11 protein-coding genes are annotated in these 13,975 nt (G+C 64.7%); 3 read left to right on the forward strand and 8 right to left on the reverse strand.

Annotation, left to right across the window (positions count from 1 at the left end):
* From BOO71_RS23640 to BOO71_RS23675, 8 genes are all read right to left on the reverse strand, one after another.
* Positions 1-1,510 (reverse strand): S8 family peptidase (locus tag BOO71_RS23640; RefSeq protein ID WP_254843281.1); only part of this gene is annotated, 1,510 nt, incomplete at its 3' end.
* Positions 1,511-1,588: 78 nt separating this feature from the next.
* Positions 1,589-2,263 carry a Nif3-like dinuclear metal center hexameric protein gene (locus tag BOO71_RS23645; RefSeq protein WP_075836712.1) on the reverse strand — a complete coding sequence of 225 codons (675 nt, stop codon included), beginning with the start codon at positions 2,261-2,263 and terminating at the stop codon, positions 1,589-1,591.
* A complete protein-coding gene (locus BOO71_RS23650) occupies positions 2,260-2,757 on the reverse strand; it encodes an AAA family ATPase (protein ID WP_075836713.1) in 498 nt (165 codons plus the stop codon). Before BOO71_RS23650 ends, BOO71_RS23645 begins: the two co-directional genes overlap by 4 nt.
* Positions 2,758-2,819: 62 nt before the next feature.
* Positions 2,820-3,059: a hypothetical protein gene (locus BOO71_RS23655; protein ID WP_075836714.1), complete on the reverse strand. Its 240-nt coding sequence runs from the start codon at positions 3,057-3,059 to the stop codon at positions 2,820-2,822.
* A gap of 75 nt (positions 3,060-3,134) precedes the next feature.
* The gene (locus tag BOO71_RS23660; RefSeq protein WP_075836715.1) at positions 3,135-4,289 is read right to left on the reverse strand and encodes an aminotransferase class V-fold PLP-dependent enzyme; all 1,155 of its coding nucleotides are present in this window, start codon (positions 4,287-4,289) and stop codon (positions 3,135-3,137) included.
* A gap of 134 nt (positions 4,290-4,423) precedes the next feature.
* Positions 4,424-7,198, reverse strand: coding sequence for a valine--tRNA ligase (locus BOO71_RS23665; protein ID WP_075836716.1), 2,775 nt, complete (start codon positions 7,196-7,198; stop codon positions 4,424-4,426).
* A gap of 619 nt (positions 7,199-7,817) precedes the next feature.
* Positions 7,818-9,044 carry an MFS transporter gene (locus BOO71_RS23670; RefSeq protein WP_075836717.1) on the reverse strand — a complete coding sequence of 409 codons (1,227 nt, stop codon included), beginning with the start codon at positions 9,042-9,044 and terminating at the stop codon, positions 7,818-7,820.
* A 204-nt stretch (positions 9,045-9,248) separates the two neighbouring features.
* On the reverse strand, positions 9,249-10,007 hold the full coding sequence (locus tag BOO71_RS23675) for an ABC transporter substrate-binding protein (RefSeq protein WP_075836718.1): 759 nt from the start codon (positions 10,005-10,007) through the stop codon (positions 9,249-9,251).
* A 286-nt stretch (positions 10,008-10,293) separates the two neighbouring features.
* Here BOO71_RS23675 and BOO71_RS23680 point away from each other — a divergent pair, with 286 nt between their 5' ends.
* The 3 genes from BOO71_RS23680 to BOO71_RS23695 all read left to right on the forward strand — a co-directional run.
* Entirely contained in the window at positions 10,294-11,655 is a 1,362-nt protein-coding gene (locus BOO71_RS23680) for an FAD-dependent oxidoreductase (RefSeq protein ID WP_075836719.1), read from the forward strand.
* A gap of 87 nt (positions 11,656-11,742) precedes the next feature.
* A complete protein-coding gene (locus tag BOO71_RS23685) occupies positions 11,743-12,969 on the forward strand; it encodes an MFS transporter (RefSeq protein ID WP_075836721.1) in 1,227 nt (408 codons plus the stop codon).
* 497 nt (positions 12,970-13,466) lie between these two features.
* Positions 13,467-13,975, forward strand: a 509-nt coding sequence (locus tag BOO71_RS23695; protein WP_139323166.1) for a transposase, incomplete at its 3' end; no start/stop codon positions are given.

The raw sequence follows: 13,975 nt of genomic DNA on the forward strand, positions 1-13,975 counted from the left end.
GCGTGGGGGTGGGCGTAGGCGTCGGCTTGGGAGCAGGAGGTGGCGTGGGCGTGGGTGCAGGCGTCGGGGTGGGCTTGGGCGCAGGCGGGGGCGTCGGAGTCGGTGCGGGGGCAGGGGTGGGCTGGGGAGTGGGGGCAGGTGCGCCCACGTTCACGCCCAGCTTGGCCAGCGCGCCCGGCACGCTGATCAGACCGAAGCCCACGTTGTTGTTCTTGCTGCCCGCATTGCTCGCGCTGGTATACAGCGCGTTTTTAATGGCGTCCACACTGCTGCCGGGCTTGGCCGAGAGCAACAGGGCCACCGCCCCCGCCGCGATGGGGCTGGCCTGCGAACTGCCGCTCTTGGCCCCGTACTTGTCCCCCGGAATCGAGCTGGTGATGTCCACGCCCGGCGCGGCGATGTCGGGTTTGACAAACACGCCATTGATCTTGCCGGTCCAGGCCACCGGCCCCCGGCTGCTGAAAGACGCCACGTTGCCGTTCTGGTCCACCGCGCCCACGCCAATCGCGTCCGGCAGGTTGCCGGGGCTGCCCGTGCTAGCCGACGCCGGGCCAAAGTTACCGATGGCGAAGACCGGAACCACCCCGGCCTTGAGCATGTTTTCCAGCGGCACGATGAACTCGTCGTAGGTGCCGGGAATGCCCAGGCTCATGTTCACCACGTCCGCGCCATCGTCGGTGTCGGCGTTGTTGTCGGGGTCCAGCACGTACTGCATCCCGGCGATCACCTCTGCAAAGGTGCCCTCGTTGTTGGGCAGCACCAGCGCGCTGATGATCTTGGCGTCGGGGGCCACGCCCACCGTGTTGCCCACCAGCAGACCCGCCGTGTGGGTGCCGTGATCGGCGCTGTCGTGAGGCTGGCTGTTGACGCGGTTGCCCTCGGCATCGAACTCGGCGAAGGCGATGACCTTGCCCTTGAGTTGCGGGTGGTTGGGGTCCACGCCGCTGTCCAGATGCCCGATCTTGATGCCCTGGCCCTTGAACCCGGCGGCCCACGCCTGCGGCGCACCGATCTTGGCCAGATGCCACGGCTCTCCGGCGGCGGCGGCAGAGGCGCTCAGGGCCACGGCCTTCTGGGGATTGGGAATCTTGACCTTGAAGTTCTCGAACACGTCGGTCACGAAGGGCAGGGCGGCCAGCGCACGTGCCTGCACCGGGGTCAGCGGCAGGAAGATGCTCTGGTCCAGCCACAATGCGGTGGCCTGACCGCTCTTGATGGCGTTGGCCAGAAAGCCTGCCGACGAGCCGAGCTGATCCAGGCGGCCATTGAGTTGCGAACGCAGGTTCTTGAGCTGGGCGCGTCCGCGCGAGTCGTTGCCGAACTGAAAGCGCACGATCACGCCCACCTTGGTCTGGTCACCGCGCTTGGCCCGCTCCAGCAGCGTGGGCGACAGCCCCGCCGCCCCCGCCGAGGAGAGGGACGCGCCGCCCACCATCAGGGCCGCGCCCAGCAACAGGCTCTTGCGCCCGGCCATCTTGACTCGGGGCATCTTTATTCGGGGCATCTTCATACGGGTCAGCGTACCCGCCCGGCCATGACGCCCCCTGAACGCCGCGTGAGGAAACCTTAAACCGCCGTCAGGGCCGCGTCAGTCTCTGTGTTCGTGGACAGCGGTCTGAAGGCCGGCAAAGGCAGAGCGCAGTTCATCTGCCAGCCGCCGCAAGCCCCATTCCTCGCTGCGGCGGTGGCCCAGCGCGATCACGCCCATCCCCCGCGCGTGGGCCGCCGCCGATGCCGAGGGGCGCAGTTGCCCGGTCAGATACACCCGCACCCCCCCATCAGCGACATGTTCGATCAGACCTGGATTCATGGCATTCATCAGCGCCACCCGCAACGGGCCAGAGGTGTCGGCAGGCGGCCACGAACTGTCCTCGCCTCCCAGTTCGGCATGCAGGGCGGCGCGCAATTCATCCCAGCTCTGTTGCGGAGGCGTGGCGGTGATGCCCTTCAATTCGCCCTTCCAGACCACCTCCTGCACGTCGCGCCAGCCCAGAGTGCGGGCCAGCCGATGGTTCGGCCCTGTCGTCAGGGCCAGATCGAAGCCGTCGTGGACGCCCAGCACGCCCAGACCGGGCCACCTCTCCCCCACCCGCAGGGAACGGTGAACGAACAGCGCGTCGGCGTCCACTTCGGGCGGCAAGTCGGCGGGTTCGAGGGCCAGCGCCAGCTTCCGAACTTCCGGCGGCCCGTCGCGCTTGAGCGGCTGTGCCTCGCCAAATTCCGCGCGCAGCCAGTCGGCCAGTTCGTGCAGGGTGGGCGTCATGGTTGCCACTCCCAGACTTTTGAGACGAAGGGTGGAACTTCAGTCACCGCCAGTTCCTCCGGCACAGGCACTTGATACCACCCTGCCCACTCCTCCAGTTCAGCGCGTGAGATTGGAAAGGTGTCGGGCGGCAGATTGAGATTCCGCGCCTCCAGCCGTTGCCAGAGAACATCCAGTGGCACGTCCAGCACATGCAGTTCAAAACGAACACCCAGTTCTGCGGCGCGGGAGCGGAACAGATCGCGTTCCTCCCCTGCCCAGCAGCCGTAATCGAGAATCACGTTCATGCCCAGCGTTAAAGCACGCGCCGCCACGCCCCACAGCAGCCGGGATTCCAGAATCCAGCGCTTATCGCCGAACTCGCCCGCGCCGAACAGAGGCGTCATCCACTCGTCGGGCGTCAGACGCAGGGCCGCGTATTCCGTCTCCAGCCGCCGCGCCAGCGTGGTCTTGCCCGCGCCCGGCAGGCCGATCAGCAGAAAAAGGGTGGGCACGACATAACAATAATGAAGGCGGCCCCGGCAGTGTTGCGGGGCCGCCTCCACAGGAGAGAAACTTATTTCTCGTCGTCTTTCTGCTCGGATTTCTTGTCGTAGTCCACGCCCTTCCAACCGCCGGGATCGACGAAGCCCGCTGAGGAATCGCGCTCGATGTTCTCGTCCACAGTCTCCTGCGACATGTGCGCGCCCTGCTCCTGTTTCGCGCCACGCGGGGTTTCGCCCCGGACTTCCGTGCGCTGCTTGTCGGTCATCTCGGTGCTGAAGGTGGGATTTTCAGGCTTATTAGAATCACTCATGGTTCTATCTTGCGCGGCTGGCACGGCGGAGGCGTGAGAGGAAGGCCAACGGGCGCAGGGCGAATTTCCCAGACCTCAGCGGGAAGTGGCAGCCTGCGGCGGCGCTGCAACGGCCTGAAGCCCCCGCTCAAAGCGCCCCACCGCTCCGTCCACATCCGCCAGCTTGTCCAGCCCGAACAGACCGATGCGGAAGGTCTTGAAGTCCGCTCCCTCGCCCACCTGAAGCGGCACGCCCGCCGCGATCTGGAGACCAGCCTCACGGAACGCCTTGCCGCTCTGAATGGCGTCCACATCGGTATAACTGACCACCACACCCGGAGCTTTGAACCCCTCGGCAGCGACGCCCGAGAAGCCTGCCGCTTTCAGCACTTCACGAACCCGGTTGCCGAGATTCCACTGTGCCTCCTGCGCCTTCTCGAAGCCGAACGCCTTCATCTCCAGCACGGTGTCGCGGAACTGACGCAGGCCGTCGGTGGGCAGGGTGGCGTGGTACGCGAAGCCGCCGCCCTCGTAGGCGCGCATGATGTTCAGCCACTTTTTGAGGTCCAGGGTAAAACTGACCGAATCGGTGGCGTCCACCCGCTCAGTCGCTGCCTTACTCAGCAGCGCGATTCCGGCGCAGGGCGTGCTGCTCCAGCCTTTCTGCGGCGCGGTGATCAGCACGTCGATGCCCAGTGTCGCCATGTCCAGCCACACGCACCCCGAGGCAATGCAGTCGATGACCAGTAGCCCGCCGCCCTCGTGCGTGGCCTGCGCCATCTGGCGAATGTACTCTTCCGGCAGGATGATGCCCGACGAGGTTTCCACATGCGGCGCGAACACTAGCGCGGGTTTCTCGCGGCGAATGGCCTCCACCACTTCCCCGATGGGCGGGGGCGCAAAAGGCTCCTGATGCCCGTCCGTCTGCGCCTGGGCCGAAAGGACCGTCACCGATTCCGGCACGCGGCTCATCTCGAAAATCTGGGACCAGCGGTAACTGAACCAGCCGTTGCGGACCACCAGACAGCGTTGCCCCTGCGCCAGTTGATCCACCACCGCTTCCATTGCAGACGTGCCCGAACCCGGAATGATCGCCACAGCCTCGGCGTGGTAGACCGCCTTCAACTCGGTGGACAGATCATTCATGACCTTCTGGAAGGCGGCGGACATGTGGTTGAGAGAACGGTCCGTGTAGACCACCGAGTATTCCAGCAGGCCGTTGGGGTCGATGTCGGGGCGAAGGGGGGGCATGGGATTCTCCTTGGAGTGGGGGAAAAGTGGGAGGAACAGGCCGAAAAGTACTTCCACTTCTAAGTATGACTCAAAAGTGGAAGCGGGCGTCCCGTTTCCGGCATCAGGCTTGCGCTCTCAGCCGGGAGACATCCTCAGAACTGCGCCAGCACCGCTTCCAACCTTTCTTTCTGTGCGCCGAAGTCCTGCACCCGGCGTTTCTCCTCCTCAATGACCTCGGCGGGGGCGCGGGCCACGAAAGCTTCGCTTGACAGCTTACCCTGCGCCTGCTTGATCTGCTTGTCCAGTTCAGCGAGGCGCTTCTTCTGTTTGCCCAGCCACTCGGCAATATCCACGGTGCCTTCCAGCGGGGCGCGGACGGTCACGCCACCCTCCACAGCGGAGAGGGTGCGGCCCTCCAGCTCGGACACCAGATTCACGCGGGCGATGCTTTCCACCACGCGGGCATTCGCGGACACCGTCGCAGCCTGCTCACCCTCCACCACCACGCCCAGACGGTCCTGTGGCGACAGCCCCAGCTCGTTCTTGAGACTACGGGCGGCGGCCACCGCGTCGCGCAGACCGTTGAAGGTGCGGGTGGCGTCGGCGTCGTGCAGGGCGTCCACCGGCTGCGGCCAGGCGTGTAGCGCCAGTTGACGGCGGTGCCCCAGCGCAGCATAGACCTCGGAGGTGATAAACGGCATGAAGGGGTGCAGCAGCTTCAGAATATGCTCCAGCACGGCCTTCAGCGTTGCCATGCTGCCCAGCCGTCCCTCGGCCAGTGCGGGTTTGGCGGCCTCGATATACCAGTCGCAGAATTCATCCCAGGTGAAGGCGTACAGCGTGCGGATCGCCGCGCCCAGATCGAAGGCGTCCAGTTGCGCCCCCACCTCAGCGGTCACGGCATTCAGGCGCGAGATGATCCAGCGGTCTGCTGGGGTCGGATCGTCGCGCGTCACCAGCTCCGTCAGCACATCTTTGCTCCGCAGCGTCGCGCTGGCTGCGCCGGGCTGGAGGCTACGGACATAGTTCGTCAGGTCATCCTCGCCCTCCAGGCCACCCACCGCCTCGCCCAGCCGCATGAGGGCGAAGCGGGCCGCGTTCCACAGCTTGTTGGCGAAGTTGCGCCCCTGCTCAAAACGTCGCGCATCGTGGCGGATGTCCTGCCCGCCCGTACTCAGGAAAGCGAAGGCAAAGCGGCAGGCGTCCACGCCGTACTGCTCGAACAATTCCAGCGGGTCAATACCGTTGCCCTTGCTCTTGGACATCTTCTGGCCCTTGGCGTCCAGATACAGGCCGTGCAGCATGACGGTATTGAAGGGAGCCTGCCCAGTCAGCCCGTACCCGGCCATCTGCATCCGCGCCACCCAGAAAAACAGGATGTCGTAGCCCGTGACCAGCACCTGCGTCGGGTAGAACTTGCGGAAGTCCTCGCTGTCGGTGTCGGGCCAGCCTAGCGTGGAAAAGGGCCACAGGTTGGAGGAAAACCAGGTGTCAAACACGTCCGGGTCACGGCGCAGTTCCAGATGCGCGTAACGCGGGTCCTGATCGCAGTCCAGTTCGGGGTTCTCGGGATCGGGGACGTAGATGTTGCCCTCGGCGTCGTACCACGCCGGAATCTGGTGGCCCCACCACAACTGCCGGGAGATGTTCCAGTCGCGGATGTTCTCCAGCCAGTCGCGGTTGACCTTGCCGTAACGGTCAGGAACGAGGCGCATCTCGCCTTTTTCCAGCCCAGCCAGCACCTGATCCGCAAACGGCTTCATATGCACAAACCATTGCGTGCTGATGATCGGTTCCACTGGCACCTTCGTCCGCTCAGACAGGCCGATGGCGGTGTCGTGGTCCTTCTCCTCCAGCAGATCACCGGATTCAATAAGCGCCTTGACCACCGCTTTGCGCGCCGCGAAGCGTTCCAGGCCCCGGAAAGCTTCCGGCACCAGATCGGAGGTCAGATTCCCCTCCAGATCAATCACGCTGGGCCGCGCCAGCCCGTGCCGCTCGCCAATTTCAAAGTCGGTGGGATCGTGCGCCGGGGTGATCTTGAGCGCGCCCACGCCGAAATCCATCTCCACGGCGGCGTCGGCGATGACCGGAATGTATCGGTCTGTCAGGGGAATTCGCGCTTTCTGCCCCACCAGATGCGTGAAGCGCCCGTCCTCGGGATGCACGGCAATCGCCTGATCGGCAAAGATGGTTTCGGGACGCACGGTGGCAATCAGAATCTCGCCCGCCTCGCCGTTGCTGGCCGGGGTAGAGGCGTCCTCCAGTTTGTAGGACAGCGTGGTCATCTTGCCCTTGCGGACCTCGCGGTCAATTTCCAGCTCCGACAGGGTGGTCTGGGCGGCCACGTCCCAGTTGACGATTCGCTCGCCCCGGTAGGCGGCTCCATCGTGGTACAGACGCACAAACTGGGCGCGAACGGCGCGGCTTAGCCCCTCGTCCATCGTGAAGCGCTCGCGCGTCCAGTCGGCGCTGACACCCAGGCGCGTGAGCTGGTTGAGGATGATGCCGCCGGACTCGGCCTTCCACTCCCACACGTTGTCCAGAAAGCGCTCACGGCCCAGATCGTGACGCGAGATGCCCTGCTCACGCAACTGCTTTTCCACCAGCACCTGCGTGGAAATCCCGGCGTGGTCCATCCCTGGCAAATACAGCGCCTCAAAGCCCGCCATGCGCTTGTAGCGAATCAGGGTGTCAATCAGGGTGTTGTCCAGCGCGTGGCCCAGGTGCAGGTTGCCGGTCACGTTGGGCGGCGGAATCACGATGGTGAACGGCTCCTTGCCGCTGGTGGCATCGGCGCGGAAGGGTTCGTTGCGCCAGCGGGCGGCCCAGTCCGGTTCCACGGCCTGCGGGTCAAACTGCTTGGCGAGGATGGAGTCATTTTCGGGTGTGGTGTTGTCTGGGGTGGTTTCTGGAAGGTCAGTCATGGGCGGTTCTCCTGAGAGTGAGGTGGATTGGTTTGAAGAGAAATAAAATTCGTTCTTAATTTCAAGGGTGGCTGCTTGCGGTTTAACCCCTCAGTCTGCTTCGCAGCTAGCTCCCCTCAAGGGGAGCCAGGAAAGATGGCTGGCCGGGCAATTCCGCAACCCTTGCCCCCCCTTGAGGGGAGGTGCCCCAAAGGGGCGGAGGGGTTAAACCGTGGTAGCCCCCAGTAAAATCGGGGGCGAGCTGGCTTCATCCACTCAGAATCGTCATTGAACAGAACCATCCCTCCCCCGCCCAAGAAGCAAAAAAACGCCCCGTCCGCCAGGCTTTCACCTGTGCGCGGACGAGACGTCAGAAAAGACAGATCCCGTGGTACCACCGCAATTCCCACCTGAATGGCGGGCGCTCGCTCTGCGCTGTAACGGGCGCACCCGGACGGGTCTACACACCGCTCACGCGGCTTCTTCCGACTTGCTCACGGGCGACTTTCTCCGGCTGCGGTCCCGTCCAGATTCTCAGTCACGCTCTGGACTTCCTGTGGGCGCACGCGCGGGTACTCCTCCCGGTCACTGCCCGGCCAGTATACGCGGCAGGAGCGGCTGAGTGAGTTGGCAGACTGGCTTAATCTGAAATTGAATCTGCCTTCTTTGCGCCCGCTCGCCTGACTATTTCCAGTGTGGGTAACCGTACCAGCGCCGCCAGGGCCAGAGCCGCACGCACGCCCAGCACGTTGCCCAGCAGCCCGAACACCGGACCAAAGGTCACCTGCCCCAGCGCGTCCGCCTGTGAGGCGATGGAATTGACGGTGGCGCGGGAGGCTGGATTCAATCCCCGGTTGATCCAGGCGTCGTACAGCGGCGAGTACAGCCCGCGCAGGACGCCGTGAACCACCAGTGCCAGAGCCGCCCAGCCGAAGCCAGGAGCATAGGCGAAGGCCAGCAACGCCGCCACGCTGAGGCCCAGCACCCAGCGCAGGGCCAGGGCGGCTGCCCGTGCATCTGCCGGATCAATTCTGCGACGTAGGGGTTCGGTAACGATAAAGCCAACAACCTGAACGGTCAGGGCCAGCAGCACAAACCAGTTCGCGGCGCTGAGGCCACCAGGCAGGCCCACTTCCACGACCAGCAAAAATTCGCTCAAGCGGTCCAGCGCCTCGCTGCTCGCGCCGTACAGCACCGCGCTCAGCATCAGCAGGGTCAGCACCCGGCTGGCACGAACCTCGCGCACCCCCTGGCGAAAGGTGCCGGACAGAACGGCCCAGGTCTGACGTTCCTCGCGTGGGGCCGGGGAAAAGCCGTCCTCCGGCATTCGCACCCACAGGTAGAGGGCGAGAATAAGGGCCACCGCGCCGCCCGCCAGAATCGGAACGTGCAGGCCCAACGTGGCCAGCGCCGCCGTCGCCGCAATCCCGGCAATCCCCGCCGCCCGCCCATACTGGCTGCCCAGCAGGTACAGGTGTGCGGCCCGGTCCTCGCCCACTTCATCCGCCAGCCACGCCTGCTGAGCGCCGCTGAGGAAGGTGTAGCCCGCCGCCGAGACGATCTGGGTCAGCAGCAAGGCCCAGAACACTGGAAACGCGGCCACCAGCGCCATGGCCACGCCCAGGCAGAGGCAGCCCAGAATGACCGAGCGGCGGCGCGAGTACACGTCGGCCACCACGCCTGTCGGCACTTCCAGCAGGAAAGCAGCGCCCTCCAGCGCCGCGCCGATGAGAAGCAGTTGCAGCGGGTCCAGGCCCGCCACGGTCACGAAATACAGCCCTTGCAGCGTGTAGGCCAGGGCAAAGGCAAACGCCAGCCCCGCCGACAGCGCCAGATAGACCCGCGTGGGGTCACTCGTTTTCAACATATTTTTCCCTGGGAACTCAACAGCTTGACTTGGTCAGGAAAACAGATGTGCCGCCCAGCGTGGGGCGCACGAATTCTTGACGTGGTGGGTCAGAGGGCTGTTGACATTGTTGGATCACCCCAGGGTTGAGGCTGTCTTGAAGATAACGGAGAAAGCGGCAGCCCCGCAGGAACCGCCGCTTTCTCCTCTCCTACTTCACTCCACTCAGTTGCGGCAGCGAATGTCCTGGCCGAAGTACTGGTTGCTGATTTTGGCATAGGTGCCGTTGTTCAGCGACTTGTCCAGCGCCGAGTTCAGTTCCTTCAATAGGCTGTCGTTGCCCTTCTTGACGGCCATCGCAATGCGCTCGTTGAACAGCAGCGCGCCCTGCTTGAGCTTGCCCTTCTGGGCCTTGACCAGATCAATGCCGGTGAACTTGTCGCCCACCCAGGCGTCCACGCGGCCCGACATCAGCGCGGCCTGGGCGTCGGTGTCCTTGGGAAAGGTCTTGATGTCGCCCACGCCGGGCACCTTGCGAACGTTTTCCAAGTAGGTGGTGCCCACCTGCACGGCCACCGACTTGCCCGCCAGATCGGCAGCCGTCATGGGACCGCCGACCTTGGAGACAATCGCGCCCCCGGTGCAGTAATGCGGATTCGAGAAATCCACCGCCTTGGCACGCTGCGGCGTGATGCCGTGGCTGGCGATCACGAAGTCGTAGCGGTCCTGGTTCAGGCCGATCAGCAGGTTGTCGAAGGGCTGGGTGGTCCACTCCACCTTCAGGCCCAGTTCCCTGGCAAAAGCCTCGGCCAGATCGACTTCAAAGCCGGTCAGCTTCTTGCCTTCCAGGATGTTGAAAGGAGGGAACGCGCCCTCGGTGGCGATCTTGATGGTGCCGCTCTGCTTGATCGCGTCCCAGGTGCGGGCCTGCGCGGTGGTGGCGAGCAGGGCGAGGGCGGTCAGGGTCAGGACGGCTCTTGTCATATGAACTCTTTTCATGTGAACTCCAGTGGACGGCAAAGGTCCGGTGCTGAACCCGGCTTCCTTGAAAAGAAGCTCAGGCATGTGGTTGATGACCGGCATTGTAACGTCCAGCGAAAGACGGGGTCTCAGGTCAGCCCACCCCCCACCCCCTGGAGCATCAGGCATAAAGATAGTCTCTTTATGACCGAGCGTAGCGAGTAGATTTTGCTGAGCAGGACGGAGAATGGAGTCGCCGGAAGTCCTTTTTTTCGGTGACGTAATTCGGAGAACTGCCCTAGACTGCCCCATGCGAATCGTGATTGCGGGCGGCGTGGCCGCCGGAATGAGTGCGGCCAGCCGCGCCCTGCGCCAGAACCCGGAGGCCGATGTGGTGGTCTTCGAGCGCGGCGAGTACATCAGCTACGGCGCGTGCGGCCTGCCCTACGTGCTGGGCGGAGATGTGGACAGCTTTGGTGACCTGATCGCCCGCACCCCGGCCCAGATGCGCGCCCGTGGCATCGGCGTCCGCCTGCGCCACGAAGTGACAGGGGTAGACGCCAGAGCCAGAACCATCACGGTTGTCGATCATCATTCCGGGCGCAGCACCCACGAGCCTTACGACAAACTGCTGATCGCCACCGGAGTCTCGGCCATTCGCCCCGACTGGGCAAAGACCGATCTGGGCGGCGTGCATGTCCTGCGCGACATTCCCGATGGGCAGGCCATCGAGGCCACCATCAGCGGCGGCGCAAAGCGGGCCGTGATCGTCGGCGGCGGCTATATCGGGCTGGAACTGGCCGAGACGCTGCATTGCCGGGGCCTGAGCGTGGTGGTGGTGGAAAAGGGGCCAGAGGTGGCCGGGCGAATGCTGGACGGCGAATATCAGGTCCGGGTCCGCGCAGAGCTGGAGAGCAACGGCGTGGAAATTCGCTGCGGCACCACGGTGGAGGGCCTGACCGGAAAAGGCGACTGCGTGACGGGCGTGCAGACCGATCACGGCCTGATCCGCGCCGATATGGTCATCGTGGCGGTGGGCGTGCGCCCGAACGTCGAGCTGGCCCGCGCCGCCGGGGCACGCATCGGCAAGACTGGGGCTGTGGCCGTCAACACCCGCCAGGAAACGGGTGTGGACGGCGTGTATTCGGCGGGTGACAACACCGAATCCACCCACCGGGTCACGCGCCGCAAGGTGCATATTCCGCTGGGGCTGACCGCCAACCGCATGGGCCGGGTGGCAGGCGTGAACATGGCGGGCGGCGACGCCACTTTTCCCGGCGTGGTGGGCAGCAGCATCTTCAAGACCTTCGCGCTGGGCGCGGCCCGGACTGGCCTGACCCAGACCGAGGCCGACGCGCTGGGCCTGAACGCCGCCAGCGTGGACGTCAGCAGCACCGATCACGCCGGGTACTACTCCACGGCCAAACCCATTTACGTGCGCCTGACCGCCGAGCGCGGCACGGGCCGCCTGCTGGGCGCGCAACTGGTCTGCCAGAACCATGAAAGCGTCAAGCGCGTGGACGTCGTGGCCGCGCTGCTGCACGGGCGCGGCAAGGTGCAGGACCTGTTCGAGACCGATCTGTCCTACGCCCCGCCCTTTTCCGGCGTCTGGGACGTGTTGCTGGTAGCCGCAGACCGCCTGAGCCGCGAAATTGGCAGGAAGCAGGAATAGGGATCAGGCCAAGCATTCCGGTCTGCAAATCCTGCCCCGTCCCTTGATCCCGAACCCCCGGCCATGCGGGCGCGGATAATGCTGGCAATGAGAGGCTGGCGCAGTTGGGACCGCAACGAGCAACTGGGGATTCTCAACGGCTGGGGCGTCTTCGTCGGAGACGGCTTCCTGAACGTGACGGTGGTGGTGGCGGGCTTTGCCTCCCGGCTGGGCGCACCCAACTGGGTGATCGGGCTGCTGCCTGCCATCGCCGGGGGCGGCTGGATGCTGCCGCAACTGCTGGTGGCCGCACGCGTTCGCAGCCTGCCGCACAAGCTGCCGGTGTACCGCTCGGCGGCGGCGGTCCGCACCCTGAGCTACCTGTCGATGGCCCTGATCGCCGCCTTCCTGGCCGATCAGCCCGCGCTGTGCCTGACGCTGTTCGTGCTGGCAATGCTGATCAATTCACTGGCCTCCGGTGTGGCGGGCCTGCCGTTTTTAGAGGTGGTCAGCAAGACAGTCAGCACCGAACGCCGCCCGCGTTTCTTTGGCACGCGCAACCTGTACGGCGGGCTGCTGGCCTTCGGGGCCGGGCTGCTGGTGCGCTGGATTCTGGGGTCCGGGCTGGCCTTCCCCCTGAATTACGCGCTGATCTTCGCGCTGGGCACGGCGGCCTACACCTTCGGCTACTGGATTTTTGGCCGTGTGCAGGAGCCGCCGGACCCCCCACAGGAGGCCCAGGGCTACCGCGCCGAGTTCCGCGCCATTCCCGAAACGCTGCGTGACCCGCACTTCCGCGCCTTCCTGACCGTGCGCCTGCTGCTGGCCGGGGCGAGCATGAGCGATCCCTTTTTCGCGGTGTACGCCCTGCGCGTGCTGGACTTTCCCGTGGCGATCCTGGGAACCTTCGTGATGGCGCTGACCGGGGCCGCGCCGCTGTCGAACATCGTGTGGCAGCGCGTGGCCGAGCGCAAGGGATCGCGCCGGATCATCCGCTACGCCTCGGTGTTCTACGGACTGGCCCCGCTGTACGCCGCAGCCGTGGGGATGCTGGGCCTGGGGAAATGGGCATACCTGGGCGTCTTTCTGTTGACCAGCGTGGCCGCGCAGGGTTTCAGCCTGGGCCACACCAACCATCTGCTGAACATCTCGCCGCCGGGCGCGCGCAGCCGCTACATAGGCACGCTGAACACGCTGGTGGGCGCGGCACTGTTCACACCGGTGCTGGGCGGCCTGATTGCGGACCGCTTCGGCTATCTGCCGGTCTTTACCATCAGCCTGCTGCTGTGTGCCGGGGCGTTCTGGCAGTGCGGCAAACTGCGGCGGGACGCGTGAGCGGGCTGGGAATTTATGGAGCAACAGCCAGCAAGGCTACATAAGAAGATATTTTCGCAAGCCGGGCCAGTATCACAGCATTTTTCCACTGCTCTGGACTCGGTTCTTGTATCCCACACCTCAGTACCCGACAGTTTTAGAGGGGGCTTGAAATCCTTCGTCCAGTACGCGAGAACAGAGCGCGTCTCCCAATGCCCTGAAATCGCTGAGTCTCTGCTTCGTTTCCCACTTCCCCCAATACCGCAAAAATCAGGTGGAACTGCTCGCTCTGCTCGTCCTAGCGCTGATTGGGGCCAAAGACGTTCGCCACGCGGCACTGGCCGAACGTTGCCCCGGCAACGCTCAAACGGCTTCCGTCATCCGCCAGATTGAGCGGTTCTTTCACCAGCATCCGCTGTGTCCTCTGGATGTCGCCCGTCTGGTGCTGGCCCTGCTGCCTGATGGAAAACAGCAGGAGTTCAGCCTGGACCGCACCTTCTTGGGCAGAACAGACGCCCATGAGGACGCTTGCCCGCAATTGGAAACTGGGCAAAACCGACGTGAATGCGCTGGTGTTGGCGGTGAACTGGCGAGGTGTCGCCGTGCCACTGCTGTTCGAGTTGTTGCCGCACAGCGGCAACAGCGGGACGAGGACCCGGCTGGCCCTGCTGGACGAGGCGCTGACGCTGCTGGACTGCTGCGACGTTGCCACGATCTACGCAGACCGGGAATTCATCGGCCAGGCGTGGATTCAGGGATTGGCTGAGCGGGGGCTCCCCATCACGGTGCGACTGCGGGTGGATGCGCGCATTGATGATCTGCCTGCGGGCGAGTGGCTGGAGGGACTCCAACCCGATGAAAAAGTCATGCTGATCGACAATGCAGTGGTCTACGGCTTGCCGATGAACGTGGTTCTAACGCGGACAGATCAGGGGGAACCCCTGATCGTGGCAAGCAATGCCACCAAGGGCCAGCACATTCTGAAGGGATACCGCCAGCGTTGGAAGATCGAATGCCTGTTCCGGGC

It is taken from the genome of Deinococcus marmoris (assembly GCF_001949125.1).
GTDB lineage: Bacteria > Deinococcota > Deinococci > Deinococcales > Deinococcaceae > Deinococcus > Deinococcus marmoris_A.

What these genes read in the sequence shown, in the direction of transcription:
- BOO71_RS23645 (WP_075836712.1), bottom strand. Translation starts at nt 2,263, where the DNA reads ATGACGCCCACCCTGCACGAACTGGCCGACTGGCTGCGCGCGGAATTT.
- BOO71_RS23655 (WP_075836714.1), bottom strand. Translation starts at nt 3,059, where the DNA reads ATGAGTGATTCTAATAAGCCTGAAAATCCCACCTTCAGCACCGAGATG.
- BOO71_RS23660 (WP_075836715.1), bottom strand. Translation starts at nt 4,289, where the DNA reads ATGCCCCCCCTTCGCCCCGACATCGACCCCAACGGCCTGCTGGAATAC.
- BOO71_RS23665 (WP_075836716.1), bottom strand. Translation starts at nt 7,198, where the DNA reads ATGACTGACCTTCCAGAAACCACCCCAGACAACACCACACCCGAAAAT.
- BOO71_RS23670 (WP_075836717.1), bottom strand. Translation starts at nt 9,044, where the DNA reads ATGTTGAAAACGAGTGACCCCACGCGGGTCTATCTGGCGCTGTCGGCG.
- BOO71_RS23675 (WP_075836718.1), bottom strand. Translation starts at nt 10,007, where the DNA reads ATGACAAGAGCCGTCCTGACCCTGACCGCCCTCGCCCTGCTCGCCACC.
- BOO71_RS23680 (WP_075836719.1), top strand. Translation starts at nt 10,294, where the DNA reads ATGCGAATCGTGATTGCGGGCGGCGTGGCCGCCGGAATGAGTGCGGCC.
- BOO71_RS23685 (WP_075836721.1), top strand. Translation starts at nt 11,743, where the DNA reads ATGAGAGGCTGGCGCAGTTGGGACCGCAACGAGCAACTGGGGATTCTC.